This window comes from Sulfitobacter dubius (assembly GCF_027214245.1).
In the GTDB taxonomy this organism is placed as follows: domain Bacteria; phylum Pseudomonadota; class Alphaproteobacteria; order Rhodobacterales; family Rhodobacteraceae; genus Sulfitobacter; species Sulfitobacter dubius_A.
The window spans coordinates 191,667-214,556 of sequence record NZ_JAPWHM010000003.1 but is presented as its reverse complement, the minus strand read 5'-3'; the positions used below and the strand labels follow the sequence as shown (position 1 = coordinate 214,556).

Below are 22,890 nucleotides of genomic sequence, written 5' to 3'. Positions count from 1 at the left end.
ATACGTCAAGCCGAGCGACGCATCTCGCTGTCGGCCAAGGGCCGGGGCAGGGTCAGCCGGAAGGTGCTGCCCACGTCGATCTTGCTTTCCAACGACAGCCCGCCACCGTGCAGGGTCGCCAATTGCTCGGCAATCGCCAGCCCCAGTCCCAAGCCGCCATTTTCCCGTGACATGGAGCCGTCAACCTGCTGAAACCGTAGGAAAACCCGCTCAAGGTTTTCCTCAGAGATGCCACAGCCCGTGTCGGTCACGGAAAAGGTGATCTCTTCGGCGTCCTGATGCATCTTAAGATGGATATTGCCGCTGCGGGTGAATTTGATTGCGTTTGATATCAGGTTGTAAAGGATCTGCCGCAGGCGGACCGGGTCGGCATTCGCAAGGGCCGTGCCATTGTCTTCGTAGGTGAGCGTCAGCCCCTTGGCCTCGGCATCCGGGCGCAGGTCATCGGCGACGGAGCGGGCGATCTCGCTGGTCTCGATCTCTTGCAGATCAAGCTCCATCTTGCCGCGCGCGACTTTGGTCCAATCCAGCAGGTCTTCGACGAGACGCAGCATATGTTTGGACGATCCCGCGATCCCGCCCGCTTGGTCCGAGACGAAGTTCTGAAATTCATCCACGCTGTGGCGGATATCGGGCGTGGCGTTAGCGCTGTTGTTCAATGCGGTCTGCAAGCGACGGGCCTGAGGCAGTTTCTCGGCATGTTGCAAGAAGGTCGCCCGGCCCGAGATCACGGTCAGCGGGGTGCGCAACTCATGGCTGACGTTGTTGAGGAATTCGGTCTTTTCACGGTCCGCCGCCTTGGCTGCGTCCAATGCGCGTTTCTCAGCCGTCACGTCGGTCCAGATGCCCACGGTATAGCCATGCGGCGTGCGCGATTCCGTGACTTTGAGCCAGAAGTTGTCGGACACCTCAAGGATAAAGGCGCCAGTCGGATTGCGGAACCGGGCGAGACGTTTGGCGATCCATGCCTCACGCTCTTCGACATTTTCGGGGTGCTGATGCCGCGCGACCCAATGGCGCAGTAGCTCTTCGATGGTTTTTCCGGGGATCAGAAGGTCAGCGATTTCAGGGTGATACTCAAGAAACTTACTGTTGACGGTGACAAGGCGCTCTTTCTCGTCAAAGGCGATGAACCCCTCTTGGATCGAACCGATGCCCTCGGCCAAAAGCGCATGTGCCTCTTGCTTTTTCAGCGTGACCCGGCGGAAGGCCCAGAGCCCCGCCATCAGTGCGATGGTCGCGATCAAAGCGAAGGCCACGAGGTAGGGGCTTTGCGGAGCATAAGGAGGCAGACCGTTGGCAAGGCTTGCTGTGGCCTCCCATGTCTTGCCCAATAGCTCGAACCGGGTGCGGACAGGCGCTGCGGGGTCGATGGTCGCGAGCTCGATCTCATCCGGCATGACACCTGTCGGGAAGGCGCGGAGGTTATAGATATAGTCAGCGGCTTGATGTGGGTTTTGATGCGGTTCAAACAGCCGGTCGGGCTGGAACACGATGGACATCACCCCCCAAAAACGCGGCGCGCCGAGGCCGATGGGGCGCTCGAACACCGGGTAGTGCATGATATAGCCCTTGCCCCCTTGAACGAGGTTCAGCGGCCCTTCGATGGTGGGGCTTTGGCGGCGGTAGGCGTTGGCGACACCGGAAAGCTGCGTCGGAATGTTCTTATATTCCAGCCCGATAACCCCGGCGTTCGGGGTTTTGGGATAGCTATGGGTGATCTTGAGGTCAGGGGCGAGGGCGAAGGCCTGAATGCCGGGGTTCCGGTCCCGAAGCTCCTTGACCAGAAGTTCGATCTTTTTGTCTTTGAAGGCTTCGCCGGACAGCAGAATATTCTCGATGTTCTTTGTCACCAGAATGGTTTCTTGGAACTGGTGCTGCACCTGGTTGCTGACTTCGTGGAGCGTCTGCCGCGCATCCTGACGGATGCTGGCGATATGTTGTTCGTAATCCAATTTGACGATCGAATAGCTGATGCCAGCGACGCAGCACAGCACGATGAAATTGACGATGATATACGCCTTGGATGTTGCGTAGTCCCTAAACGCGTTTGCCACGCTTTTTTCCTTTGCCTGCCAGCGCATCTGACTTCGTTGGGCCATTTGCGCGTAAGTTACTTCCCTGCTGATTGCTACTTTTGCGGGCAATCATGGCGAAATTCGGACCAGAATGGGCTTTTCGTAGGTGACCCTAGGTAAGTTCGCGCGCCTTGGCCGCGATCATCCATGGTCGGCTTGGGAGGGGAGGTTAGCGTGGAGCGGGTAACGAGAATCGAACTCGTAACTAAAGCTTGGGAAGCTGCCGTGATACCTTTTCACCATACCCGCGCGCTGAGGTTGGGATAGTCGGCGCGCCGGGGAAGGTCAAGTCAGGGTTTCGTCGCGGTGACGAAATTGATTTCGGCGGGCAGGCGCAGGGGGCCATTTTGCGCGTAGGGCCGCAGGGCATCGGCAATGGTCTGCCGCAACTCGGCGACTTGGTCGGGGTTGGCGTCAAAATGGGTGATCGCGCCGCTGGCCGGGCCAATGTCACACATCTGCCGGGCAAGGTCATCGACCGTGCCTGCGGGGGTTAGGTTAAGCTGGGTCACCTTGCATGCGATATCGGTAAAGCCCGCTGCCGCGAGGATTGAGACAACACGTTCGGGGTCACGGAAGGCAAAAGGGCCGGGCGCGTCAGGGTCGCTTTTGGGCATGGCACCGATGGTGGCACGGGCTGCGCGGGCGGGCAGGGTAAAGAAAGGATTTTCGGGGATCTGCCCCCAAGCGGCAAAGCTGAGCCTTGCACCGGGGCTGAGTTGCGCGGCCATCCGCGTAAAACTCAGCACCGGATCCGCAAAGAACATCACCCCAAAGCGCGAGATCAGCCGGTCGTAGGCGGGCTCAAGTTCAAGCTCGGTTGCATCGCCATGGTGAAAGGCCACTTGGGGCAGGGCGGCGGCACGCTGCCGCGCGAGGTCCAGAAGCGGGGCAGAGACATCGACGCCCAGCACCGCGCCTTCGTCGCCCACCGCATTGGCCGCCGCAAGACAGCCGGCACCCGCCCCACAGCCGATATCCAGCACGCGCAGCTTCGGCGTCAGCTCGGCGCGGGCCAGCACGCCGTCAAGCACCGGCTGCATGAGGATATCCAGCTCCGCCTGCCGCGCGGCCCATTTCCGGCCCGCCGCCGCGCTCCAGAATTCGACTTGATCGCTGTTGTCGGGCGTGTTCATCAAGTGGCCTTTCTTCTGCGACGGCGTCCGCCGCGCTCGCCCCCGGCGCCGCCTGTGCCGCCGCCGCCGGTATTAAAGGTCACGTCCGGCAGAGCAACGAGGCTGTTGAGAATGGGGAAGGGTTCCACTGCGTTTGGAATGGCAGAGGCATTGACGAAATGCTCTTGAAAGCGTGGTTCGACGGCGGTCTCGATCTTGTGGATGGCGCGCACGGTCGCCTCAATCTCGGCCCGCGCGTCGGTGTTGAGCAGGGCAATCCGCGCGCCAGTGCCTGCAGCATTGCCCGCGCTGGTGACTTTTTCGAGTGGGGCGTCGGGGATCATGCCCAGCACCATCGCGTGTTTGGGGCTGATATGGGCGCCAAAGGCCCCGGCCAGCACCACTCGGTCGACCTTGTCGACGCCAAATTTGTCCATCAACAGACGTGCCCCGGAGTAGAGCGCGGCCTTGGCCATTTGGATTTCGCGGATGTCGCGGTTGGTCACCGTGATCTTTGGTCCGCCTTTTTCGGTGCCGTCGTAGACCAGATAGCTGTTGGTGCGCCCATCGGCGAAAACCGACGCCGAGCCGGTCTGCTCTGCGCTGCCGATCAGCCCCGGCGCGTCGACGATGCCATGAATACGCATCTCTGCGACCATCTCGATGATGCCCGAGCCGCAGATGCCGGTGATCCCAGTGCTCGCGACGGCCTCTTCAAAGCCTTCCTCATCGGACCAGAGGTCGCAGCCGATCACCTTGAACCGCGCCACTTTGGTCTCGGGGTCGATCTCGACCCGCTCAATCGCCCCCGGTGCCGCGCGTTGGCCCGAGCTGATCTGCGCACCCTCGAAAGCGGGCCCGGTGGGAGAGGAACAGGCCAGCACCTTTTCCTTGTTGCCCAACAGGATTTCCGCATTGGTGCCCACATCGACCACCAGCATCAGATCATCCGATTTCTCCGGTGCCTCTGACAGGGCAACGGCGGCGGCGTCTGCGCCCACATGGCCCGCAATACAAGGCAGCAGATAGACCCGCGCAGAGGGGTGGATATTGAGGTCCAGATCCTCGGCCCGTAAACGCAGGGCACCCGAGGTTGCGAGCGCGAACGGCGCTTGGCCCAGCTCAAACGGATCAATGCCTAGCAGCAGATGGTGCATTACCGGGTTGCAGACAAAGACCGCATCGACGATCAGATTTGGCTCTATAGCGCCTTCTTCGGCGATCTGGGCGAAGAGCGCGTTCATCCCGTCGCGCACCGCGCGGGTCATCTCTTGGGCGCCCTCGGGGTTCATCATCGAATAGCTAACACGGCTCATCAGGTCTTCGCCAAACCGGATCTGGGGGTTCATCACGCCAGAGGAAGCCACGACCTCCCCAGTTTGCAGGTCGCACAGATGCGCCGCGATGGTGGTAGAGCCAAGATCGACCGCCAGCCCGTAGACCGTTCCTTCGTAGTATCCCGGCCAGATGTTCATGATCCGGGCCGCGTTCTCTTGATCGCCCAGATGCACGGCGACGGTCACCTTCCACGCGCCCTTGCGCAGGACCGGCTGCATCATCTGGAGGATGTGCAGATCGGCGGTGACCTTTTCCAACTCCCATTGCTCGGCCAGCGCGGTGCGCAGCCGTTCCAGATCCCCAGAGGGTTCATGCATGTCGGGCTCTGTCACCTCGACGTAGAACAGTTTGACCGACGGGTTCAGCACGATCTCCCGCGCCTCGGCGCGTTTGCGCACGACCTGTTTGTGCACTTGGCTCTCTGGCGGCACGTCAATCACCACGTCACCCTGCACCGTGGCCTGGCAGCCCAGACGGCGGCCCTCTTTCAGCCCGCGCTTTTCGTCATAGCGTTCCTCGACCGCGTTCCAATCGCTCAGCGCATCAGGCGCGACGGTGACGCCATGTTTGGAAAACTGCCCATAGCCCGGCGAGACCTGACATTTCGAACAGATGCCGCGCCCACCACAGACTGAGTCCAGATCAACGCCCAACTGCCGTGCGGCGGTCAGCACCGGTGTGCCTTTGGGAAAGCGCCCTCTCTTGCCGGAGGGTGTGAAAATCACGAGGGGATCACTGCTCATCGGGGCCGTCCTTTGTTTCTTTGCGCCACCATAGCGTTCCGCGCGGCGGGGGAAAGATGCGGGGCGGCAATTCGTGCCGCGCTTACGTCATTCCATGTTCACTCCTTACGCGGGGGAATAGGTCTTTCCAATCCCAGCCATCCGTGAAATAGGAAACCGCCAAATGAACCCATCCAGACCCGAGGTGTTAAATGGAGATTCGTGAGGCCCTGACCTTTGATGACGTACTGCTGGTTCCCGCGGCGTCCTCTGTGTTGCCATCTACTGCAGATACAAGAACCCGCGTCACGCAGAGCATCGCGCTCAATATCCCGCTGCTCAGCTCGGCCATGGATACGGTGACCGAAAGCCGCATGGCGATTGCGCTGGCACAGGCCGGGGGCATGGGGGTGGTGCACCGCAACCTCACGATCGAAGAGCAGGCCCGCGAAGTGCGCCGGGTCAAACGCTTTGAATCCGGCATCGTCTACAACCCGATCACCCTGCGCCCCGACCAGACGCTGGCGGATGCCAAGGCGCTGCAAGAGCGTTACCGCGTGACGGGTTTCCCGGTGGTGGATGAAAATGGCCGCGTGCTGGGCATCGTGACCAACCGTGACATGCGTTTCGCCTCTGACGATCGCACGCCGGTGTCGGTGATGATGACCTCTGACCGGCTGGCGATCTTGCAAGAGCCTGCCGACCGGGACGAGGCGATAAGCCTGATGAAATCCCGCCGGATCGAAAAACTGCTGGTCACCGATGCCAAGGGCAAGCTGACCGGGCTTTTGACCCTGCGCGACACCGAACAGGCCGTGCTGAACCCGACCGCCTGCAAAGACGATCTGGGTCGGCTGCGCGTGGCTGCGGCGACCACCGTGGGCGACGCGGGTTTCGAGCGTTCTGAGGCGCTGGTCGATGCGGGCGTCGATATGATCGTGATCGACACGGCACATGGCCATTCCGAAGGCGTGGCCCATGCGGTGACCCGTGCCAAAAAGCACTTCGGCGATGTGCAGGTCGTCGCGGGCAACGTCGCCACCGGTGCCGCCACCCGCGCATTGATCGACGCGGGCGCGGATGCTGTGAAAGTAGGCATCGGCCCCGGCTCCATCTGCACCACGCGGATGGTCGCGGGCGTGGGCGTGCCGCAATTAACCGCCATTATGGATTGCGTGGCCGCCGCCGGTGACGTGCCGATAATCGCCGACGGTGGCATCAAATTCTCCGGCGATTTCGCCAAGGCGATTGCCGCTGGTGCCTCTTGCGCCATGGTTGGCAGCATGATCGCGGGCACCGACGAAAGCCCCGGTGAAGTCGTTCTGTATCAAGGCCGTAGCTTCAAAAGCTACCGTGGGATGGGCAGCATGGGCGCCATGGCGCGCGGCTCGGCGGACCGGTACTTCCAAAAAGATGCCGCCTCTGACAAACTGGTGCCCGAGGGCATCGAAGGTCAGGTGCCCTACAAAGGCAGCGCAGGCAATGTGCTTCACCAGCTTGTAGGCGGTTTGCGCGCGGCGATGGGCTATACCGGATGCGCTACGGTCGATGAGATGCGCCGCAATTGTAGCTTTGTGAAGATCACCGGCGCGGGGCTGAAGGAAAGCCATGTGCACGACGTGCAGATCACGCGGGAATCGCCGAACTACCGCATCGGGTAGAGGCCTTGTTTCATGGGCCATGGGCCTGTTCTCCAGCTTCTAAATTGACTTGGAACAGCCGGGGAACAGGACTGAACATACCCAGAACTGGACACTGCATCAGTAGATGAACTGATGCAAATTGAGATAGGGATAGGTGAGAACTGATGCATGATGATCGGATCGAGAAAGCGGCCGAAGCAGGTGCCGAAGCTCTGAAGAGTCTGAACGAGGAGCAGGGGCATCTTCTTGAAGAGGCCACGTCGGCGCTTCCTCGCGATTGGGATGTCCCCATGCGACTGAAGTGGATCTTCACCTCGCACGACGACCTGGGCTATGCGCCGCTGGTAGCTGTAGCGAATGGGAATCGATCGGTGATCGAACTTGCGCGGGCAGAAAAGTAGATGCACGAAATCTGCACCGGGGACCTATATCCCCCTTGCGAGCCAGACGCGACGGGCTCGTGGAGACAATAGGTCGCGGATGGGCGTTCGGCGGTAAGATTCCAAGCTCGCTACTTGGCAGCTGCGCGTAGGGCAGAGGATCTCCGGATGCCTCTCGCCCGTCCAATCCCGAGCCGGACGGTCAATGCCGGACAGGCCAGCGGGGAGCCTGGGTCAATCCCCCACAACACCGCTGACCGATCCCCTGAGATAGCTGCGGGCCGCCCCGAGGATAGGGGTCCAACCGGAAGGGTGGATATGAAGGGTCAATAACAGGCCGAAGAGCATGGGGAGTTAACCAGGGCGGTCCATCACGGGCCGCCCTCGGCGTTGCAGCGCATGTCGTTGAACAACAGCACCATCGACATCAAGATTCAATGATCAGAATTCTTGAGCGGGATGTCATCGTCCACGTCGGTCCATTCCGAATCCGGCAGGATGTGGATGAGGGTCCAGACATCTTCCCCATCGTGCCGCCAATCCCATTCGACGCCATCGAGCACAAACGCCGGCGAATATGGCCGGTGGTCGATGAAGCGGTAAGCGTCGGGGATGATCTCAACGCTGCCGCGCGCCCATGCCCTGATCACATTGTGCACCCACCTCGGCGCCGGTCCATCGATGTCAGGGTCATAGCGCGGAAGATTTTGCCAGTCGGGCGCAATGACTTGCATTGGGGCTCCGGGGTGCGGGTGATCTGTCATATCGTCTCCTCGTCGGCGAAAGGGGGCTTGCACAAAGCAAAGCCCCCGCCGACGGCGAGGGCTCGATGCAGGACAGGGGTGAGGATTACCAGCCGCAGTGGCTCAGACCTACCCGCTGCCGGCTCTCGAAGCGCCGGGCCATGATGCGGTTGTAGGTCGTGAGGGCCGCTCTCTGAAGCTGCGCCGGAGTGCGAAATCGGACGCCGCTATCCTTGACGCTATATGCGCAACCGAGAGCCAGAGAGATCTTGTCCCGGTTCCATTTCTTGAACTCGTTGTCGGTCTCCGGGAGCCGGCCTCGAACGATGAGCCAGTCCTCGTATGCTTCATACCAGACCATCTCCTGGGCTTTGACAGCCGCGGCCTGCGCGCATGTGAGGCCATCACGACCAACACGGCCAGGATCGGAGCACCAACTCGCGGCGATCTGGCTTGCGCTCTGTGCAGCCAGTGCCGCAGTTCCAGTGAGGGTGAGGGTGGCGATTACCGCCAGTGCCTTCAAAAGGGTCTTCATCTTGTTTCTCCTTGATGAGGTTTGGCCGTCGGGTTGAGCTTGAGGGTTGGCGGGTAGGCGGCGGCGCTTAGCGCACCGCCTGCTTGTCCTTCCGCTTGACGCGGAGGGGGCTCGTCTGACGCTCCGCCTCAGGCATGAAGGCAAGAGCGCGCTTGTTAAATGCGGAGCAGAATCCGCGCGCCTCCTGCTCAAGCTCGTCGGTGAGCTGGCAGCGGCCAGTCTTGCGGTAGAGCTTGGCAGTTGAGAGGAGGTCGGGGCGGGGGTGGTCGCGCTGTGCTTCGAGTCGGGCGTGGTTGCTGAGCCCGTCTGGAAGTCCGTTGTCATAATGCTTGCCGGTAATGAGGGTGTAGCATGCCCCGAACTCTCGGATCTCCTCCTCGATTGCCTCCCAGCCCAACTCGGCCCCCTCCGGAGTTCCTTCGCGCTCCATGACCGCCTCTTCGGCGGCGGTCTGCGCCATGCGCTGATACGAGACGATCTGGCGTGCGAGGGGGTCGACTTTGCTGTATCCGGGGCACCAGGACTCTGGGTTGAACATCGGCCCACCCATATACCAAGGAAGAACTCTCCCGACCGCTTCCTTAAAGGTTCCGCCCTCCTCGGCGCCGATACCTTCGGACGCGAGGGCGTGGGCGCGGTATTCGACATCTGAGAGTTTATCGTTGTCGCGGCGCCAGTCCGGATCGTTGAGTGTGCCCGGGATCGGCTTTGACTTCGCGGCTTTCTTCGCCGCCTCGGAGCGGGCCATAATAGCGCGTCCTTCCTTCTCCATCTGGGTAGGCAACCCGGCCGCGGCCTTCATGCGCTCGGTGATCGCCTGCATGCCTGCGCTGAACGGCGGGTTTGTCAAAATCTTCTTCATTGGTTTCTCCAGTTCATCGAAAGAGAGCACCGTGCTCCTCTCTGTCGAGGAATTAGAAATTGCCTGATGGACTCACAAAGCCGATTGCGCTGAGATCTCGCGATCCCGGGAAAAACGGCAGGAAAGACGGGCGAAAGAATTTTTTTCGCTGGAAGCAAAAAGGCCCTGGCGAAAGCCAGGGCCTCAGCGCGTCTCGTGCGCTATTCGCTCATTCCCGGATTTGTCGCTACAATGACCCAGCTCAGGGCGGCGGACGCGACGGTATCTCTCGGCCCCATGGAGCCTCGGGCTGGTTTACGGCCAGGAGAGTAGCCCGGCCGGGAGGATAGTCCGCCTCATGAATGGGCTTAGAACGGGATCTCGTCGTCGGTTTCTGCGGCGGCGGCCGGTGGGGGCGTGGTGTTGCCACCGGCGGTGCCGGTCTTCGGGCCGAGGTTCACGCGATCCGAGTTCACCTCAAGCGAGGTCCGCCTCGCTCCATTGTGCTCGTATTCCCGGGCCGAGAGTTCACCGGAAACGGTAACGTAGGTGCCCTTGCGAATGATCTCGGCGAGCTTCGCGGCGCCGCGGAAGTGACTGACGGCATACCAAGTCGTGATCTTACGATCGCCGTAGCCAGTCTCGACAGGGACGCGGAAAGACAGCACATCATGCAGACCCGCTTTCCGGAGTTCTGGTTCCTTGGAGACGTAGCCGCTGAATGTAACCGTTGCCATTATTCCTGTCCTTCTGAAATGATCTTGATCTTCAGCAGCTCGAGAGCACCGAGTATTTCCATGTTCGTGAGCTGACCACTGGCGAACTCTTTGCGACCGAGGACTTCGTCCAAGGCGTCAAAAAGGTTCGCCTGCCGCGCTACGTTCGCGCGCGGTTGAAACTCCGATACGTTGTCTCTGGGCATTTCTTTTCCTTTGCTCGATTGCCTCTGATCAGGAGGTAGAGACGAAAGATCCCCGCCCAAAACGGAGCGGGGATTTTTCTTCAGGCAGACTCCAATTCCTGCTCGGTCAGGAGGTTAGTGATAACGTTGCGGTTGGGATCAACCACGGCCACGAAGGTTCGTCCGTCCGGGTATCGAAATCTCCACCGCCGCCTCACCCCGTTTTTGAGGCGCTTCCGACCGAGATACTGGACAAGGTCGGTTCGGTCCTGGCCGACCGCCCAGCCGATGGCTGAGGCGATGTATTGCGGATCAGCGTTCGGAGCGATCAACTCCAGAACGCGACGTGAGAACTTCGAACCAGCTCGCATCGCTTCACCCCAGGCTCTCATTTAGCGCATCGACCGCCGCGTTCGGATCGTTCTCGCGATGATCCTGGGCGGCCTTCTCGATCTCGAGGAGCTGGTCGATGAGGTCGGCGCCGAGCTCCGTCTTGACGTCCTCGGGCACCTTCGCCCAAGCGTCGGCGACGGACTTCTCGGCGTCCTCCGCGACCTCGAAGAGGCGCGCCCGGAACTTGTCCGCCTTGCTCTCCCGCTCGATGATCAGCGGCTGGATCGTGACCGCCGCTTTCTTTCCGCGGGTCTTCGTCAAGTTCAGCGTCCGGGGCTTCGACAGCCCCTCCATGTGCGAGACGCGAATGCCGCCAACCGCAACGCCGGCCCAGGTCACGCTCTCGTCATTGAAGAGGGTGCAGTGCATGCCGATCCACTTCGCGGCGTTGCCGCCCCAGACGGCGGCGAGGACGCGCAGCGCTGACTTCGCCGGCTTCCACGGCTTGTTGTCGTCGCCGTCGAAGAAGATCGAGACCGGCTGCTCTCCGTTCGAGACCTGCACGTCGCGGATGCGGATCGTGCGCGGCCCGACGAGAAGATCGTCGGCGTTGAGCTGGTCCGATTTCGGCGAGATCGCCTTGGTGATGTCGATGGTCTTCATGCCACGTAAACTCCTTCTTCTGCGTGCTCGAATGCCTCGCGACGGAGCACCCACTCTGGGACTCCGACGAGTTCGATCTCCTCGCTGTATGCTGGCCACTCGTCGGTGCGCAGGCATTCAGCGTAGGTATTCATGGCGGTGCGACAGTCGCGACGGCCGAGTTCCCGGCTCTCAGGCCTGAGAAGAAAGACCGTGCATGCGTGAGGCTTCACTGTCTCGATCGCAACGAATACGAAAGCCTTCGGCGCTGGCATGTTGAGCGGGTTCTCGCCTTGCTCAACCGCTACGTTGGAGCCGTCTTGGTAGAACGGGTCCTGCTTGTAATAGCCCCAATCCCAGACGCTTTTTTCGAAGCCTGCGGGACTGGCATCGCGGCAGGTTTTCAGATCAACGATCGTGCCGTCGAAGCGCCACCAGTCGGGCCGGCAGCGGCACTGAACGCCGGTCTCCGGGTCGATCCAGTAGCAGCTTAACTCAGCGACGCCGGAGCCAGGTGCGAGGAGCTTACTTGCCTTCGGGTGGGCGAGAATGGACGCGCGCATTCCTTCGAGCTTCTCGAGCTCGTCATGCGTAATGATTTCCCGATCACCGACCTCGGCCGCATAGGCTGCTTTGGCGTCGTCGAAGATTACCGCCGACGGATCAACGGCACGCAGGCGCTCGATCAGAACGGGCTTGGTTCCGGTGGCCTTCTCACCCAGTTCGGACAAACGCGCCTTCAGATCGTCGTTGGTCGAAAGCGCTCCTTCCGGCGCCTGGAACGGCAACGCGTAGTAGTCCCAGAACGTGTCGTGCTCGAGGATGAAGGAGTGCGCCAAGGTCCCGAGGCGCTGACTCGGAGTTGGAGCGGTGTATCCGTCTTCCATCGACTGCTTGAAATGTGCCGCCGAAGATTTGAACTTGTCCAGGCCCGACTTCGAGATCCCGGGCCCGCCATGGTAGTCGGCGTTCGAGATGCCGGGGAAAACGCCGACCTTCGCCTCAACAGGCTCGGCATTTTCCATGTCTACTTCGTTGTGCTTCATTGCCCCAAACCCGTTCTGATTTCCGTGATGCGTTGCGCCGCTTCCGCGGCTGTGAGCCGATCCATCTGCGCCCTCAGGCGGGCGATAGCGTCTGCAAGTTCGAGAGCGCGCAGTTCGCATTCAGACCGCTCTTGTGCGAGCGCGATGCACACGTCGAGGAGAGCGACGTAGTCGGCGTTCTCCGGAGCCTCGGCGGCCAGGAGAAGCGCCTCGCGAAGGGGCGTCAGGCCGGGGTCGTTATGGGTGCGTTGCTCTCTCATGCAGAAGAGTTAGGCGCCAGGATCTCGCGCCCAAAACGCGGGCGCGAGAAAAATGCGGGTTGGTGTTCCGGCCGGAACTTTGGCCCAGGATAGGGGATGGAAAACCTCGCTGTTCCGGTCGGAACAACGAGGTTTCCTGGCTTGGCCGCTTGATCAGGAAGCCCCCGGCAGGGCGCCTGGGTGGAGGTTCGGAGGAGGGGCAGCGCGTGCGCCCATCCTCTGAGAACAGGAGGGGCCCCGGGGAGAGAGTGGAACGCCCTCCGCCGGTCGGCAGACAGCCCCGTCGGAGACGCCGGGAAGGGGGTTTTGGGGGAAACAACGGCGAGCGTGTTTCTCCCGGGAGCAGGGGGTCTGGGGGAGTGCGGAACGATGACCCAGGAGTGGGAGAGGTCGAGGAGAGGGCGGCGCGATAGCCCCCTCTCATTGCCCCGCGGCGCGGTCAGGCTGAAGGCCCGAACGAGCAACTTTGCAAAAGCCGAAGGCGGTCCGGGCGCAGCCCGGATTTGCAGAGTTGTTTAGTGAGATCGTAGCTCGCCCCGCAGGGAAGGAGCGAAATCAGCCGTGAGGCGCCATTTCCCGATCAAAGGGAGGGCACCACGAATGGGCTTCAAAGTCGCGTATCACATGGAAGGATGGGAGCCCGAACAGCTCCTTGCCTTTCAGATCCACCACAACCGTTCCGGCGGAGATCTCGAGCATTGCGATGCCGAGAAGAAATTCGAGAACGAAGTTATCCATGGCAGCGATACGTGGGCGGAGGAATTCATCACCGAGGTCGAGTTCGCGTCTCAGATGAACATGCGTCACGCTGCTGTCTCTCAGGCTAAGGCGGGCCGCCCTGGTGAGGCCAAGAAGGTCCGCGCCGCAGGCCCACAAAAGCCTTGGAAGAAGTCCGGAACGCTCGGTCCAGTCCGCTCGGTCGTGCTCACCGCCGACTACGAGTTCTTCAAGCAGCAAGGGTGGGAAGATTTTGAGGGCGCAGACTTCCGAGATCCTGCTGTGGTCGAGGAGTTTAAGCAGCGCGCGATCTCCTACATGGACTCCGAAGTGCCGCGCGAACACTGCCTCTACATGGTCTTCGAGACAGACGAGAAAACTCCCCATCTGCACGCCTACTACGCTGCATGGAACGTCAAGGAGACCAAGGGCAAGGGTCTCCAGCGGATGCTCCAGCCGACCGATATGATCCATTTCAGGAATGCGGAGAAAGCGCAGACGAGCGTCGCTGAGTGGTTCGCACCAATGGGCCTCGAGCGCGGCGACGAGATCGCGAAGAAGCGCCGGGAAGCAAAGGCCGCAGGCGAGGTTCCACCGGCGAAGAAACGCCACACGCCGCCATGGCTCTATCGTCGCCAGCAGCGCGCCGAGTTCCTTTCGGCGTCAGAGAAGGCGCGGGCTGACATCGCGAGGTCAAAGGGCCGAGAGCGCGCCGCACGCGACGCAGAGGCCGACGCGAAAAAGGCTGCGGAGGCGGAGACTGCCGAGAAGAAGAAGTCAGATGAGGCCCGCCAGAAACTCGAGGCTGAGCGGATTGAGAACGAGCGTGTTCTGTCGGAGATCAGAGCCGAAGAACAGATCCGGGAAGCTGATCGCAAGAAGCTCGAAGCGCGCTCTGCGGAACTCGACGACCGCGCCTCCGAACTCAACGAAAAAGAGACTGCGTTGAAAAAGTTGGCACGCGAGATCGGGGTCTTCCGCGACAAGCTTATGGGTTACGCTGCCGGCATCACCAAAGCCGCCCGGCGGGTTGGTCTCCTACGCGACCCTGTCGTCGAAGCTGGGCTGAAAGACATCGCCGAAGTCGAACGGATGCAGAAGCCCCGAGGCTTCGAAATCGACGACTAAGGGTCAGGACTTCCGCCGATAGCGCGCGGCGATTTTCTCCGCCGCGGCTTCAAGTTCGGCTTTTTTCTCAGGCGTGGTGTCTGGCATTGCGGCAAAATCTCGGAGGCCCTGTTCGGCGTATACGGACCATGCTCCGCGCACGCGCGGAGGGTAGTCTCTGGCCTCCGTTAGAGGGCGCTCCTGGGCGCGTTTCATTCCGTCGAGAAAAGCTTTTGCTGATCGTTTCATTCGTGCCTCCCGTTTCGGGATATAGATACTTCAGGAATCGCCGACTGGATAGATGACCTACAGGGCTATTGAGCGCCGCGAGTGTCGGCCTCGGGACCGATATCTCGGGTATGGTCACACCGAGAGATCACCAATCCAAAGACATGTCGATCTTACGCTCCGTCATGCACGACGGAGCGAAACGTATTCTGTTCGAAGCATCGTGCGGATACGGCAAAAGCGTAGTCATCCAAGTCATTGCGATCTCCTACGCCCGCGCTGGGAAGCACGTTTTAGTGCTCGCAAACCGCACCGCGGTGGTGAATCAGCTCCGGGATCGCGCAGCCGGCGAGACGAACATCTCAGTCATGACGGTGCAGACTGCTGACGCCAGGCGGAAGCGCGGGGTCCTTGGTGAGTTCGATGTCATCATGGTCGATGAGGCCCACATGGGTGGAGCCGGCGCTCAATACGGACGCGTCATGGATGCGTCCCCCGAAGCTCTTGTCATCGGCTTCACAGGCACCCCCACACCCGCACTGTTCAAGATCCTACCGGCGCATGTCGAAGGCCACGGCGCGCGCTGGCTGACCGACAATGGGTTCTTGGCACCACTGCGCCCGTTCTGCCCTGACAGGACGGATCTTCGAAAGGCCAGGACACGCAACGGCGACTTCGTGGAAGAGGACATCATCGCGGAGGTCGAGGCCAAGGACATCTGCGGCGACGCGATCAAGTCGTATCGAGATCATTGCGCCGGCCGACCGACCCTCCTGTTCGCGATCAACAAGCGGCACGCCAACGCTGTCGCGGACGAGTTCGCCGCGGCCGGTATTGAGTCGAGAGTTCTCCTGGGTGGGGATAAGGACGTCGAAGAGAAGCTCGCCTGGATCAAGGCCGGCGGCCTCCTGATCGCGGTCGACAAAGTGTCTGCTGGGTTCGACCTTCCCGGCCTCCACGCGATCATCTCGCTCCGTCCAACGAAATCCGCTCAGCTCTGGGTTCAGCAACTCGGCCGCGCCGCACGTGCCTCGGACGGCAAGCTCTATGGCCTGGTCTTCGACCATGTCGGTAACTTCCGACGGTGTGGGACGCTCACAGAGATCCGCGACTGGCGCAACGACGACCAAGTCTCGGACGAGAGACAGACAGAAGACGGCGAGAGACTGTCGGTCCGGCGGTGTGAGGAGTGCTTCTACGTTTGGGACACCGGCGGCTGCGAGTGCCCTGAGTGCGGACACGACAACGGAGCCGATCTCCGCATCAGCAAGAAGCGGGCGATCGAGATCCGCGAGGAGTCAATCGAGAGGATCGAGGCTGAACGCCAAGCCGCCAACCTCGCCGCGATGGCCGACCTCGCGCGCAAGAAGAAAGAAGAGGAAGAAGAGAAGGCCCGCCGCGCCGAGCAAAGAAAGCACCTCGGCATGGGCCTTCGCCAGCGCGCCGCTTTCTTGCGCACGAAAGGCGTTCCTAACCCGTTCAAAACGGCCGTTGACCAGATGCGAAACCGTCTCAATCGAGCGATCCGGGAGGGCGATGGCGTAGCGGAGAGATTTGCCCGCGGTGAACTGCGCGCGGCCGGCATTCCCGTCCAGAGAACCGAAACTGACGACATGTTGGATCTCATCAATGAGGCGACCCAGTGAAAGAGCGCGACATCCAGAAGAAGATCCTCGCCAGGCTCTCGCAGGAATACCACAAGCGCGGACTGTTCTGGACACGTGATGTCGGTCAGTTCATTTCGGTGGCTGAAATCGCCAAGGCCATCAAGGCAATCATGGGTGGCGCTTCACCGATCGAGACGCTCCGGAAGCTTCGGCGGCTGTCGATCGGCCTCGTCGGCGAACCGGACATCTCAGGCTGCCTCGACGGCAGATGGATCGGGATCGAGGTCAAGACCGCTACGGGTCGGCAACGTCCTGATCAAGCCAAGTTCCAAAAGGCGATCGAGGCACGTGGTGGTATCTACATCATCGCACGCAGCCCCGACGACGCGATCACTCAGATTGAGATGCTCTTGCGAGACGCTGCCTAAAATCAATCACCTGCGCCTCGAACCTTTTCCGGCGCTCCAGGACCCTCACCATGGGATCAACGATGCCCTCGCCATTTTCGATGACCTCCTTTGCGCGTTCGAGCACGCCCAGGCTCTCCAGGAACGCGGCCTCGGCCGGGTCGAACGGACAGATGACGCGCATCTGCCACCGCGAGATATTGACCGTAATCCCGTCGTAAAAGAGGAAGATCGCGCCGTCGAGTTGCCGGACACGTTGCGTGCCGCGGTTGACGAGGGCGATGAGCTGCATCCGGCGGTGGGCGGAGAGTGGTGTCATTGAGCGGCCTCGATCCTCGCGCCCATGCGTGCGATGCGGGCATGGTTGCTTTCGCCGGCACGGTGTTCGACTTCCCAGCGTGCGATCATCGAGCGGCACTGCTCGCCGACGCGCTGAACGACATCATCGGCGACGTCGGTGCTACTGACTGCCATCGCCGTCACATCATCGTCTGGCATCTGGTAGAGGGGTCGCTTGCCGGAGTTCGGGCCATAGCGCTCAATAGCATATCGATGCACCACAGTTCGATAGATCTGCGAATGCCATTCTCGGCGCTGAAACTCGATCTCCCAAAGGGGGCAGATATGGTCTGCGATGAGTTCGAACTCACCATTCGGCGGGATGCGCGTTACGGTCGCGCCGATCAGACCGCTGCTGCCGAACTTCAGGTGCACGTTGAACGGCACCGCGCACTTGGGGTTCGAGGTGCTGAGATACTCGCGGACACCCGGAACGCCGATCGTGACGACCTCCCGCCATGCCGCATCGAACGCGGCGTCGGCATAGCGGCGGATGTTGCGGCCATATTTCGGGAGGCGGATCATGCGGCCAAGTCCTTCTCGGTCAGGTGCGCCGGGATCTCATTGAGACGGGCGGCACGATCGCGGGCCACGTTCAGAAGCGGCATGTATTCCATAGCTCGGTGGTTCGATGAGTTGGCGTCATCGGAGATCGCCCCTGCCAAGTCGCGCGAGACGCGGACGATCTCCCGATCGAGAGCGAGATCCTCGTCGCCGTAGATCTCTGCGAAAGGGCACCGATTGTTGGCAATCTCGATGCGGCAGTCGACCGTGAATGACTTACCGCAGATTATAACACGAGCGTAGATCTCGGCATCGACCGTCTGGTCCCACTCGGTCGCGTCCTGGTCGTCGATCTCACGCACGGAGAACTCGACCTCAACAACGTGGTCGAGGATCAGGAGGGCGTCGCCATGGGTCAGCATCACGCGGCCTCCCCAATCCCACGCCGACGCGTCTCGCGGGCGTAGTCCTTGGCGTCGGCGGTCGAGTCACGTAGGAAACGGTCGGCGAGGCGGTCGTCCCGCTTCTCCGACCAATATTCGATCGCCCACTTTGCCTGCTCGAGCTCATTGACCAGCTCCTCGTCGGTCATGGCGCGCATTTCGAGGTGCCGTTCGCAGAGGCGGTAGTTGCAGTCGGCCTCCCACGCCATCGGATCATCATCGTCAGCGTAGGGCATGCACCACCGGCTACGCTCCTCGCGGAGTTCTTCGTCGGTCATGGCGTCCAGATCCGCATCTTCGAGGATCGGGCAGATAGAGTAGGAGTTCTCGGTTTCGTATTCGGCGGTCTTCATCTGTCTGTCTTCCGTATATGAGGCGAGTGGTGGGCGATCAGTCCCGCGATTCAGCATCGCGCACGACGCGATCGATCAGGCTAATTGCGGAATGCAGGGCGTAGTGTTCGTGTGATCCGCGCTCGTGTTCTGACTTCATGCGTTCGAGAACGGGGCGCTGTTCGAGCAAGATGTCGATCTGGCTTTGGTTCATCTGTCTGTCTTCCTGTCGCCCCGGTAGCGGCTCGGGGTGTTTCTCTTTCGTTCCCAGCTACAACAAGAAGGTAGAGACGAATTCTGGCAGCCAAAGCAGAAAACAGAAGAAAGATGCGTTTCCGTCTATTTTTCTTTCAAGGCGCTATCAGGCATAGAAAAACCCCGGCCGTGAGGCCGGGGTTTGGGCTGCGTCAGGTGGTTCAACCCTTGGCGAGGAGGGATTTCAGCCTCTGGGCGCCGTCGGTATCGGGCGTTCGGATGAACGCGACACCATCGTTGGCGAAGACTGCGATGGTGTAGGTGCCGACTTCGTTCATGTCGACGCTGAGGCAGGGCGCCTTCTCCCGCGCCTCCGCAACGCGCCGATCCGCCTCCTCGACCGAGACCAGCTTGCTCTGGCGTTCGGCGAGTTCGAGTTCCAGCATGGTCGCGCGGGCGACGGCCTGGCGGCGACGGGCCTCGTCGAGATCGCAGAAGGGTTTCCGACCCAGCACGCGCGGGCTGTCGTTCTCGTCGAAGCGATTGGTGCGACTCTTCATCATGTCGAACTTGCTCTCACAAACGTCCGCCGTGATCTCGACGTTGACCAACTTGTGGGGATCGTGGCCGCCGACGATGTTGGTTTTGCTCTCCGGAACGACGCACCCAGCCTTCGGCGCGTTTAGCTTGAGCCCCTCGGCGCTCATGTCGAACCTGATCGGCATTCGGATGTTCACATCCTCGGCCTTCTCTTCAGCCTCCTCGAACACTGCCATTACCAGGCGATCCTGCTTCGCCCCGAGATTCATCGACCCCATCTTGATTGCCATCCGGATGATCCCTTTCAGGTCCTCCTGCTTCAGCGTAATCGTCTTGCCCATTCCTGCCTCCATTTGTTGAGCTGGAAGGGAATTAGGTCCGAGGTCGGCGATCCAGAAATCGGCGGTCAGAGCAGATCCGATAACTCCAATCCACGCCGCTCAAGTTCGAGCCGCACATGACGCATGGCTTCTCGTTGGATCTGTCCGACCCGTTCCCGACTGATGCCGTATTCGGCGGCGAGAGTGTCGAGCGATGGCGGTCGGGCAGGGGTCAGGCGCCGGGTCAGGATGTCGCGTTCACGATCATCGAGACCGGCGAATGCTTCGACCAGGATACGCTGTGTCCGCCCTTGGTCCTTGTCGATCGCAGCTTCCGACGGGCGATCCGCCGCAGCAATCTGGACGCCGCGCTCATCATCCTCACCCGAAAGCGGCACCGACAAGCTCATTGGTGACCGAGCTGCGAGATGAGCCGCGGCCGCCTCTATGGGCACGCTCAGGTCCTCCGCCGCGGCCTCCAAGGCCTGCCCCGGCGACAACCCGGCTGCCTCGTGCACGGCCATCTTCTTCCGGAGGTGATACCGCAGCTTTCGCTCTACTCGGCTCTTCGGCGATGTGACCGCCGAGCCCGACGATAGTGCGAGTTCGAACATGCGCCGCCGGACGGTCACGAATGCGCATGCTGAGAATGGCCCGTCTTCGGGTCGGTAAATATTGGTCGCTTCATAGAGAGCCGCGACCCCCTCTGATTCGAGGTCGCACCAATCCAGATCGGTCCATCGGAGTGCCATGGCCGCTTTGCGCACAAGCCCCATACAGCTCTCAACCAGAAGCACACGCGCGTTCTCGTCTTCCTCCTCGAGCCACGCCGTCGCCCATGCCGCCTGGAACTGCTTTCGATCGGTTTTCGCCACTGCCTGGCCTCCTTTTCAAGGAGGTAGGCCCCGGGGGAACTCGGCGAAAATTGCAAGGACTCGACCCGGTTACATGCAGTCGTTACTCTGTTCGAAAATTGCGGAATCGGGCAGCAAAACGAATGACTTTGGATACGAAAGAGATCCTGCGGATCGCGGGCGAACACCTGGAAGAGATGAGCGGACATGAGTTCGACGTTCTGACCGTCGAACCACCAGTGTCGCCCGAGGCTGCTGTCAACCTCTCCAAGATTATCTCAAAGCTCTCCCCGATCCTGGGAAACCTGATTGAGTTCAACGTCGTCGAGTTCCTTGACGATCAGGAGGAGTTCAAGGGGCTTGGGACATGGAAGCGGCAAGACCCTGGCTTCCCGGACGCGATTTTCGATGGGGTGACGCCCCAACCCGGTTTCGAGATTAAGGCCTGGTTTCCCCTTTCAACGGAGATCACCGCGCGATTCAAGGACAGCCAGAACCATTTCACCGAAGACAATACCAACGTCTGCATGTTGGCCTGGCTCCCGGAGAAAATCCTCTATGGGAAGCCGCGGATTGTCGATGTGGTGATTGTTTCCGGAAGATCGGTGGCCGAAGCCCGCGACAACCACTACCATAATCCGCCCCATTACCTTGTTCTCGAGCCGGAAAACACTTCCAGCAGAACGAGCAATCTCCAGCAGACCAATACTAATGGCTATCGCATCCAAGACCCGACGCCGGAGCAACTTCGCGCGGCCGAAGAGTTGATCGCGTCATGGGGGGATGATGGGCACACCTACAAGCCTACCGGTGAATACCAGGCCAAGCTGCGTGAGCTTATGAATATCTGCAACTATCGACTGGATACGAATTACGCGAAGATGGATCGCATCGTTCATCCCGGCCTTGAGGCGTTCAAGGAGCGGGTCCTGGCGTCGACCTTCGAGGGCATGACCGCAAAGCAGTGGGATCAACTGTTCCGCCTGAGCTCAAAGGCCGAAGCCAAACTCCGGAAGGCCGTCAGCGCCTTGGAGACGGCGCAAGAAAAGAATGACGAGCGCGCCGCTCAGAGAGCTGAGCTGGAGATCAAGGCCGCGAAGAAAGCGGTAGAGAAGGCCGATGCCCGCGTGATCCAAGTCCTCAAGGAGCGCCTCGACATCAAAGAAGAGGATGCTGAACAGCTTCTTGAGTGATGCGCTCGAGGCCGTAGTGGTAGTAGGTGGGGTCGATCTCTGACGAGAACGACCTCCGGCCCAACCGGCGCGCGGCTACTGACGCGGAGAAGAGGCCGCCGAAGGGCTCCCAGATCACCTCGCCCGGGCGAGTCGTCGCCTCGATTGTCCTGGTCATCAGGTCGAGCGGCTTCTGATTGAGATGCACCGCACGACCGGAAGTTCCATTGATCTTGATCCTCTCTGCGCCTCGCAGAGCCGGCCGGCTCCACACGTTCGTCATGCCGTGCGGGCATTCGAAGTGCGAGCGGGTCTCGAGCCAGTCTTCTGCGGTCATCGGGCGCTGCCCATCGGCCGAGAAGTATGGACGACCTTCGGGGCGGCCATGTTCATTGGCATAGTCCACCAGCATCTGGAATTTTTCGGCCGGCATCCAATACCAGAGATGGCCCTGGTCGAGATACTTGCGGGTTGCGGCATCCGCGACGCCGCATGCCTTGTTTGACTCCCGAACTGGAAGGCCGGTGCGCTTCCACTCGTCGAGAAGCCAGAATTTGATGTGCCGGCCGTTCATGACCGGCTCGCGCACATATTGCACGCAGACCTCTGACACGACCGGGAAGCGGCGGATCTTCTTCGTGTTCACGTTGCCCGCGATGTGACCCACGCCCTTGTCCCAGATGTTGGCGTTGACGTATCGCCAGCCATGCCTCTCGAGCACGGGATGAACTGTCGCCCAGCCTATCTCACTGTTCCAGAACCAGAGCGACGTCGACCCCTTCGCAGCGGCCGACCAGGCAGCGATATGCGGCTCATACCATTCCGGCATCCCGATGTGGTCCGAGGTGTCGCCCTCGAAGCCCAGGACGCCATACGCCCCATCAGACACGATGCAGTCCGGGGCTTCCCACCCAGGGTAGGCCGCCAAGCTGTCGCCGAACTGGATCGACGTCATGCCATCCGTCCACTGCGGGTTGTCGGGAACTCCGTCGCGCTTGACGGATCGGCCGCGCCCTACCGTCGAGGTGGGGGTGCGTTTGATGGGGGTCGATTCATTCATGGGTTTCTTCTGCCACATCAGGAGAACAAAGGCGATACGAAATAGCCGTTGATGTGGTTTCGGCGATCTTCCTTCACATCATGTCGGTGCTGGCGGTTGAAGCCCCGCCCAAGGGCGAGGCGCCGAGGCCGACTGCTATCCGCCCCGCTACAGGAACCGCTGAATCTCGCCTTCGAGCTGCGTCTCCATCTGATTTCGATACTTTTCGGCGCCATCCCATACGATCACCAGGTCATATTCGTCATCAGATACCCGCTCGATATAGAGTGCCGGACGTTGATCATCGGGGTCTGTCAGGTAGAGGCGCTTACCATCGGGCGCACCGATTTCGTGGTCGAACACCACGTGCGAGATCGTCCGGAGGCTTTCACCTCGATTCCCAATCCGATCGCGAATGTCATTCGCGACATATTCCCAAGCCCAGTCTTCTGCTCCGAATTCTGCCATGTCCTGCCTCTTTGGGTTGAATCAGGTCGGCTGTCTATCGT

Annotated in this window: 27 protein-coding genes and 1 tRNA gene; 6 read left to right on the top strand and 22 right to left on the bottom strand. The window is 60.9% G+C overall.

Annotated features, from left to right (window positions below):
* Positions 1 to 5: 5 nt before the first annotated feature.
* The 4 genes from O4H31_RS08115 to O4H31_RS08100 form a co-directional block, all read right to left on the bottom strand.
* Positions 6 to 2,057 (bottom strand): ATP-binding protein, encoded by a 2,052-nt coding sequence (locus tag O4H31_RS08115; RefSeq protein WP_269344604.1) that lies wholly within the window; start codon positions 2,055 to 2,057, stop codon positions 6 to 8.
* Positions 2,058 to 2,253: 196 nt separating this feature from the next.
* Positions 2,254 to 2,327 (bottom strand) — tRNA-Gly (locus tag O4H31_RS08110).
* A 41-nt stretch (positions 2,328 to 2,368) separates the two neighbouring features.
* A complete protein-coding gene (locus O4H31_RS08105; protein ID WP_269344602.1) occupies positions 2,369 to 3,214 on the bottom strand; it encodes a class I SAM-dependent methyltransferase in 846 nt (281 codons plus the stop codon).
* A complete protein-coding gene (locus O4H31_RS08100) occupies positions 3,214 to 5,274 on the bottom strand; it encodes an ASKHA domain-containing protein (protein WP_269344599.1) in 2,061 nt (686 codons plus the stop codon). The genes O4H31_RS08105 and O4H31_RS08100 overlap by 1 nt, the downstream gene beginning before the upstream one ends.
* A gap of 191 nt (positions 5,275 to 5,465) precedes the next feature.
* Here O4H31_RS08100 and guaB point away from each other — a divergent pair, with 191 nt between their 5' ends.
* Both guaB and O4H31_RS08090 read left to right on the top strand, forming a co-directional pair.
* Positions 5,466 to 6,914: an IMP dehydrogenase gene (guaB, locus tag O4H31_RS08095; RefSeq protein ID WP_269344597.1), complete on the top strand. Its 1,449-nt coding sequence runs from the start codon at positions 5,466 to 5,468 to the stop codon at positions 6,912 to 6,914.
* Positions 6,915 to 7,060: 146 nt separating this feature from the next.
* Complete coding sequence (locus O4H31_RS08090; RefSeq protein WP_269344595.1) at positions 7,061 to 7,297, top strand: hypothetical protein; 237 nt, start codon at positions 7,061 to 7,063, stop codon at positions 7,295 to 7,297.
* A 413-nt stretch (positions 7,298 to 7,710) separates the two neighbouring features.
* Here the strand turns inward: O4H31_RS08090 and O4H31_RS08085 are convergent, their stop codons facing one another.
* The 8 genes from O4H31_RS08085 to O4H31_RS08050 form a co-directional block, all read right to left on the bottom strand.
* Positions 7,711 to 8,040, bottom strand: coding sequence for a hypothetical protein (locus O4H31_RS08085; protein ID WP_269344594.1), 330 nt, complete (start codon positions 8,038 to 8,040; stop codon positions 7,711 to 7,713).
* An 85-nt stretch (positions 8,041 to 8,125) separates the two neighbouring features.
* Positions 8,126 to 8,554, bottom strand: a complete 429-nt coding sequence (locus O4H31_RS08080; protein WP_269344593.1) for a hypothetical protein — start codon at positions 8,552 to 8,554, stop codon at positions 8,126 to 8,128.
* 67 nt (positions 8,555 to 8,621) lie between these two features.
* Positions 8,622 to 9,446, bottom strand: a complete 825-nt coding sequence (locus O4H31_RS08075; RefSeq protein WP_269344592.1) for a hypothetical protein — start codon at positions 9,444 to 9,446, stop codon at positions 8,622 to 8,624.
* Between the two features lie 317 nt (positions 9,447 to 9,763).
* Positions 9,764 to 10,132 (bottom strand): single-stranded DNA-binding protein, encoded by a 369-nt coding sequence (locus O4H31_RS08070; protein ID WP_269344591.1) that lies wholly within the window; start codon positions 10,130 to 10,132, stop codon positions 9,764 to 9,766.
* Positions 10,132 to 10,317 (bottom strand): hypothetical protein, encoded by a 186-nt coding sequence (locus tag O4H31_RS08065; protein WP_269344590.1) that lies wholly within the window; start codon positions 10,315 to 10,317, stop codon positions 10,132 to 10,134. Before O4H31_RS08065 ends, O4H31_RS08070 begins: the two co-directional genes overlap by 1 nt.
* A 354-nt stretch (positions 10,318 to 10,671) precedes the next feature.
* Positions 10,672 to 11,292, bottom strand: a complete 621-nt coding sequence (locus O4H31_RS08060) for a hypothetical protein (protein ID WP_269344588.1) — start codon at positions 11,290 to 11,292, stop codon at positions 10,672 to 10,674.
* Positions 11,289 to 12,317 carry a PD-(D/E)XK nuclease-like domain-containing protein gene (locus tag O4H31_RS08055; protein WP_269344586.1) on the bottom strand — a complete coding sequence of 343 codons (1,029 nt, stop codon included), beginning with the start codon at positions 12,315 to 12,317 and terminating at the stop codon, positions 11,289 to 11,291. Before O4H31_RS08055 ends, O4H31_RS08060 begins: the two co-directional genes overlap by 4 nt.
* Positions 12,314 to 12,577, bottom strand: a complete 264-nt coding sequence (locus tag O4H31_RS08050; RefSeq protein ID WP_269344583.1) for a hypothetical protein — start codon at positions 12,575 to 12,577, stop codon at positions 12,314 to 12,316. The genes O4H31_RS08055 and O4H31_RS08050 overlap by 4 nt, the downstream gene beginning before the upstream one ends.
* Positions 12,578 to 13,177: 600 nt before the next feature.
* Here O4H31_RS08050 and O4H31_RS08045 point away from each other — a divergent pair.
* Complete coding sequence (locus O4H31_RS08045; RefSeq protein ID WP_269344581.1) at positions 13,178 to 14,422, top strand: hypothetical protein; 1,245 nt, start codon at positions 13,178 to 13,180, stop codon at positions 14,420 to 14,422.
* A 3-nt stretch (positions 14,423 to 14,425) separates the two neighbouring features.
* Here the strand turns inward: O4H31_RS08045 and O4H31_RS08040 are convergent, their stop codons facing one another.
* Positions 14,426 to 14,650, bottom strand: coding sequence for a hypothetical protein (locus tag O4H31_RS08040; RefSeq protein ID WP_269344579.1), 225 nt, complete (start codon positions 14,648 to 14,650; stop codon positions 14,426 to 14,428).
* A 110-nt stretch (positions 14,651 to 14,760) separates the two neighbouring features.
* On the opposite strand from O4H31_RS08040, the gene O4H31_RS08035 reads away from it, so the two are divergent.
* Together O4H31_RS08035 and O4H31_RS08030 are read left to right on the top strand one after the other, a co-directional pair.
* Entirely contained in the window at positions 14,761 to 16,275 is a 1,515-nt protein-coding gene (locus O4H31_RS08035) for a DEAD/DEAH box helicase (RefSeq protein WP_269345353.1), read from the top strand.
* The gene (locus O4H31_RS08030; RefSeq protein ID WP_269344577.1) at positions 16,272 to 16,664 is read left to right on the top strand and encodes a hypothetical protein; all 393 of its coding nucleotides are present in this window, start codon (positions 16,272 to 16,274) and stop codon (positions 16,662 to 16,664) included. Before O4H31_RS08035 ends, O4H31_RS08030 begins: the two co-directional genes overlap by 4 nt.
* On the opposite strand, the gene O4H31_RS08025 is transcribed toward O4H31_RS08030, so the two are convergent.
* The 7 genes from O4H31_RS08025 to O4H31_RS07995 form a co-directional block, all read right to left on the bottom strand.
* Positions 16,627 to 16,962 carry a hypothetical protein gene (locus O4H31_RS08025; RefSeq protein WP_269344575.1) on the bottom strand — a complete coding sequence of 112 codons (336 nt, stop codon included), beginning with the start codon at positions 16,960 to 16,962 and terminating at the stop codon, positions 16,627 to 16,629. The genes O4H31_RS08030 and O4H31_RS08025 overlap by 38 nt on opposite strands.
* Complete coding sequence (locus O4H31_RS08020; RefSeq protein WP_269344573.1) at positions 16,959 to 17,507, bottom strand: hypothetical protein; 549 nt, start codon at positions 17,505 to 17,507, stop codon at positions 16,959 to 16,961. Before O4H31_RS08020 ends, O4H31_RS08025 begins: the two co-directional genes overlap by 4 nt.
* Entirely contained in the window at positions 17,504 to 17,911 is a 408-nt protein-coding gene (locus tag O4H31_RS08015) for a hypothetical protein (protein WP_269344571.1), read from the bottom strand. Before O4H31_RS08015 ends, O4H31_RS08020 begins: the two co-directional genes overlap by 4 nt.
* On the bottom strand, positions 17,908 to 18,282 hold the full coding sequence (locus O4H31_RS08010) for a hypothetical protein (protein WP_269344569.1): 375 nt from the start codon (positions 18,280 to 18,282) through the stop codon (positions 17,908 to 17,910). The genes O4H31_RS08015 and O4H31_RS08010 overlap by 4 nt, the downstream gene beginning before the upstream one ends.
* Before the next feature lie 37 nt (positions 18,283 to 18,319).
* Positions 18,320 to 18,475: a hypothetical protein gene (locus tag O4H31_RS08005; RefSeq protein ID WP_269344567.1), complete on the bottom strand. Its 156-nt coding sequence runs from the start codon at positions 18,473 to 18,475 to the stop codon at positions 18,320 to 18,322.
* Between the two features lie 202 nt (positions 18,476 to 18,677).
* The gene (locus tag O4H31_RS08000) at positions 18,678 to 19,337 is read right to left on the bottom strand and encodes a hypothetical protein (RefSeq protein WP_269344565.1); all 660 of its coding nucleotides are present in this window, start codon (positions 19,335 to 19,337) and stop codon (positions 18,678 to 18,680) included.
* A gap of 65 nt (positions 19,338 to 19,402) precedes the next feature.
* On the bottom strand, positions 19,403 to 20,191 hold the full coding sequence (locus O4H31_RS07995) for a sigma-70 family RNA polymerase sigma factor (RefSeq protein ID WP_269344563.1): 789 nt from the start codon (positions 20,189 to 20,191) through the stop codon (positions 19,403 to 19,405).
* A 122-nt stretch (positions 20,192 to 20,313) separates the two neighbouring features.
* On the opposite strand from O4H31_RS07995, the gene O4H31_RS07990 reads away from it, so the two are divergent.
* Complete coding sequence (locus O4H31_RS07990) at positions 20,314 to 21,363, top strand: hypothetical protein (protein WP_269344560.1); 1,050 nt, start codon at positions 20,314 to 20,316, stop codon at positions 21,361 to 21,363.
* Here O4H31_RS07990 and O4H31_RS07985 read toward each other — a convergent pair.
* Entirely contained in the window at positions 21,329 to 22,402 is a 1,074-nt protein-coding gene (locus tag O4H31_RS07985) for a DNA methyltransferase (protein ID WP_269344558.1), read from the bottom strand. The genes O4H31_RS07990 and O4H31_RS07985 overlap by 35 nt on opposite strands.
* Positions 22,403 to 22,549: 147 nt before the next feature.
* Entirely contained in the window at positions 22,550 to 22,849 is a 300-nt protein-coding gene (locus tag O4H31_RS07980; protein ID WP_269344556.1) for a hypothetical protein, read from the bottom strand.
* Between the last annotated feature and the right edge of the window lie 41 nt (positions 22,850 to 22,890).

What these genes read in the sequence shown, in the direction of transcription:
- O4H31_RS08025 (WP_269344575.1), bottom strand. Translation starts at nt 16,962, where the DNA reads ATGACACCACTCTCCGCCCACCGCCGGATGCAGCTCATCGCCCTCGTC.
- O4H31_RS08005 (WP_269344567.1), bottom strand. Translation starts at nt 18,475, where the DNA reads ATGAACCAAAGCCAGATCGACATCTTGCTCGAACAGCGCCCCGTTCTC.
- O4H31_RS08035 (WP_269345353.1), top strand. Translation starts at nt 14,761, where the DNA reads ATGGTCACACCGAGAGATCACCAATCCAAAGACATGTCGATCTTACGC.
- O4H31_RS08020 (WP_269344573.1), bottom strand. Translation starts at nt 17,507, where the DNA reads ATGATCCGCCTCCCGAAATATGGCCGCAACATCCGCCGCTATGCCGAC.
- O4H31_RS08080 (WP_269344593.1), bottom strand. Translation starts at nt 8,554, where the DNA reads ATGAAGACCCTTTTGAAGGCACTGGCGGTAATCGCCACCCTCACCCTC.
- O4H31_RS08010 (WP_269344569.1), bottom strand. Translation starts at nt 18,282, where the DNA reads ATGAAGACCGCCGAATACGAAACCGAGAACTCCTACTCTATCTGCCCG.
- O4H31_RS08055 (WP_269344586.1), bottom strand. Translation starts at nt 12,317, where the DNA reads ATGAAGCACAACGAAGTAGACATGGAAAATGCCGAGCCTGTTGAGGCG.
- O4H31_RS07990 (WP_269344560.1), top strand. Translation starts at nt 20,314, where the DNA reads ATGACTTTGGATACGAAAGAGATCCTGCGGATCGCGGGCGAACACCTG.
- O4H31_RS08100 (WP_269344599.1), bottom strand. Translation starts at nt 5,274, where the DNA reads ATGAGCAGTGATCCCCTCGTGATTTTCACACCCTCCGGCAAGAGAGGG.
- O4H31_RS08085 (WP_269344594.1), bottom strand. Translation starts at nt 8,040, where the DNA reads ATGACAGATCACCCGCACCCCGGAGCCCCAATGCAAGTCATTGCGCCC.
- O4H31_RS08050 (WP_269344583.1), bottom strand. Translation starts at nt 12,577, where the DNA reads ATGAGAGAGCAACGCACCCATAACGACCCCGGCCTGACGCCCCTTCGC.
- O4H31_RS07985 (WP_269344558.1), bottom strand. Translation starts at nt 22,402, where the DNA reads ATGAATGAATCGACCCCCATCAAACGCACCCCCACCTCGACGGTAGGG.
- O4H31_RS08045 (WP_269344581.1), top strand. Translation starts at nt 13,178, where the DNA reads ATGGGCTTCAAAGTCGCGTATCACATGGAAGGATGGGAGCCCGAACAG.
- O4H31_RS07980 (WP_269344556.1), bottom strand. Translation starts at nt 22,849, where the DNA reads ATGGCAGAATTCGGAGCAGAAGACTGGGCTTGGGAATATGTCGCGAAT.
- O4H31_RS08040 (WP_269344579.1), bottom strand. Translation starts at nt 14,650, where the DNA reads ATGAAACGATCAGCAAAAGCTTTTCTCGACGGAATGAAACGCGCCCAG.
- O4H31_RS08090 (WP_269344595.1), top strand. Translation starts at nt 7,061, where the DNA reads ATGCATGATGATCGGATCGAGAAAGCGGCCGAAGCAGGTGCCGAAGCT.
- O4H31_RS08000 (WP_269344565.1), bottom strand. Translation starts at nt 19,337, where the DNA reads ATGGGCAAGACGATTACGCTGAAGCAGGAGGACCTGAAAGGGATCATC.
- O4H31_RS08065 (WP_269344590.1), bottom strand. Translation starts at nt 10,317, where the DNA reads ATGCCCAGAGACAACGTATCGGAGTTTCAACCGCGCGCGAACGTAGCG.
- O4H31_RS08060 (WP_269344588.1), bottom strand. Translation starts at nt 11,292, where the DNA reads ATGAAGACCATCGACATCACCAAGGCGATCTCGCCGAAATCGGACCAG.
- O4H31_RS08105 (WP_269344602.1), bottom strand. Translation starts at nt 3,214, where the DNA reads ATGAACACGCCCGACAACAGCGATCAAGTCGAATTCTGGAGCGCGGCG.
- guaB (WP_269344597.1), top strand. Translation starts at nt 5,466, where the DNA reads ATGGAGATTCGTGAGGCCCTGACCTTTGATGACGTACTGCTGGTTCCC.
- O4H31_RS08070 (WP_269344591.1), bottom strand. Translation starts at nt 10,132, where the DNA reads ATGGCAACGGTTACATTCAGCGGCTACGTCTCCAAGGAACCAGAACTC.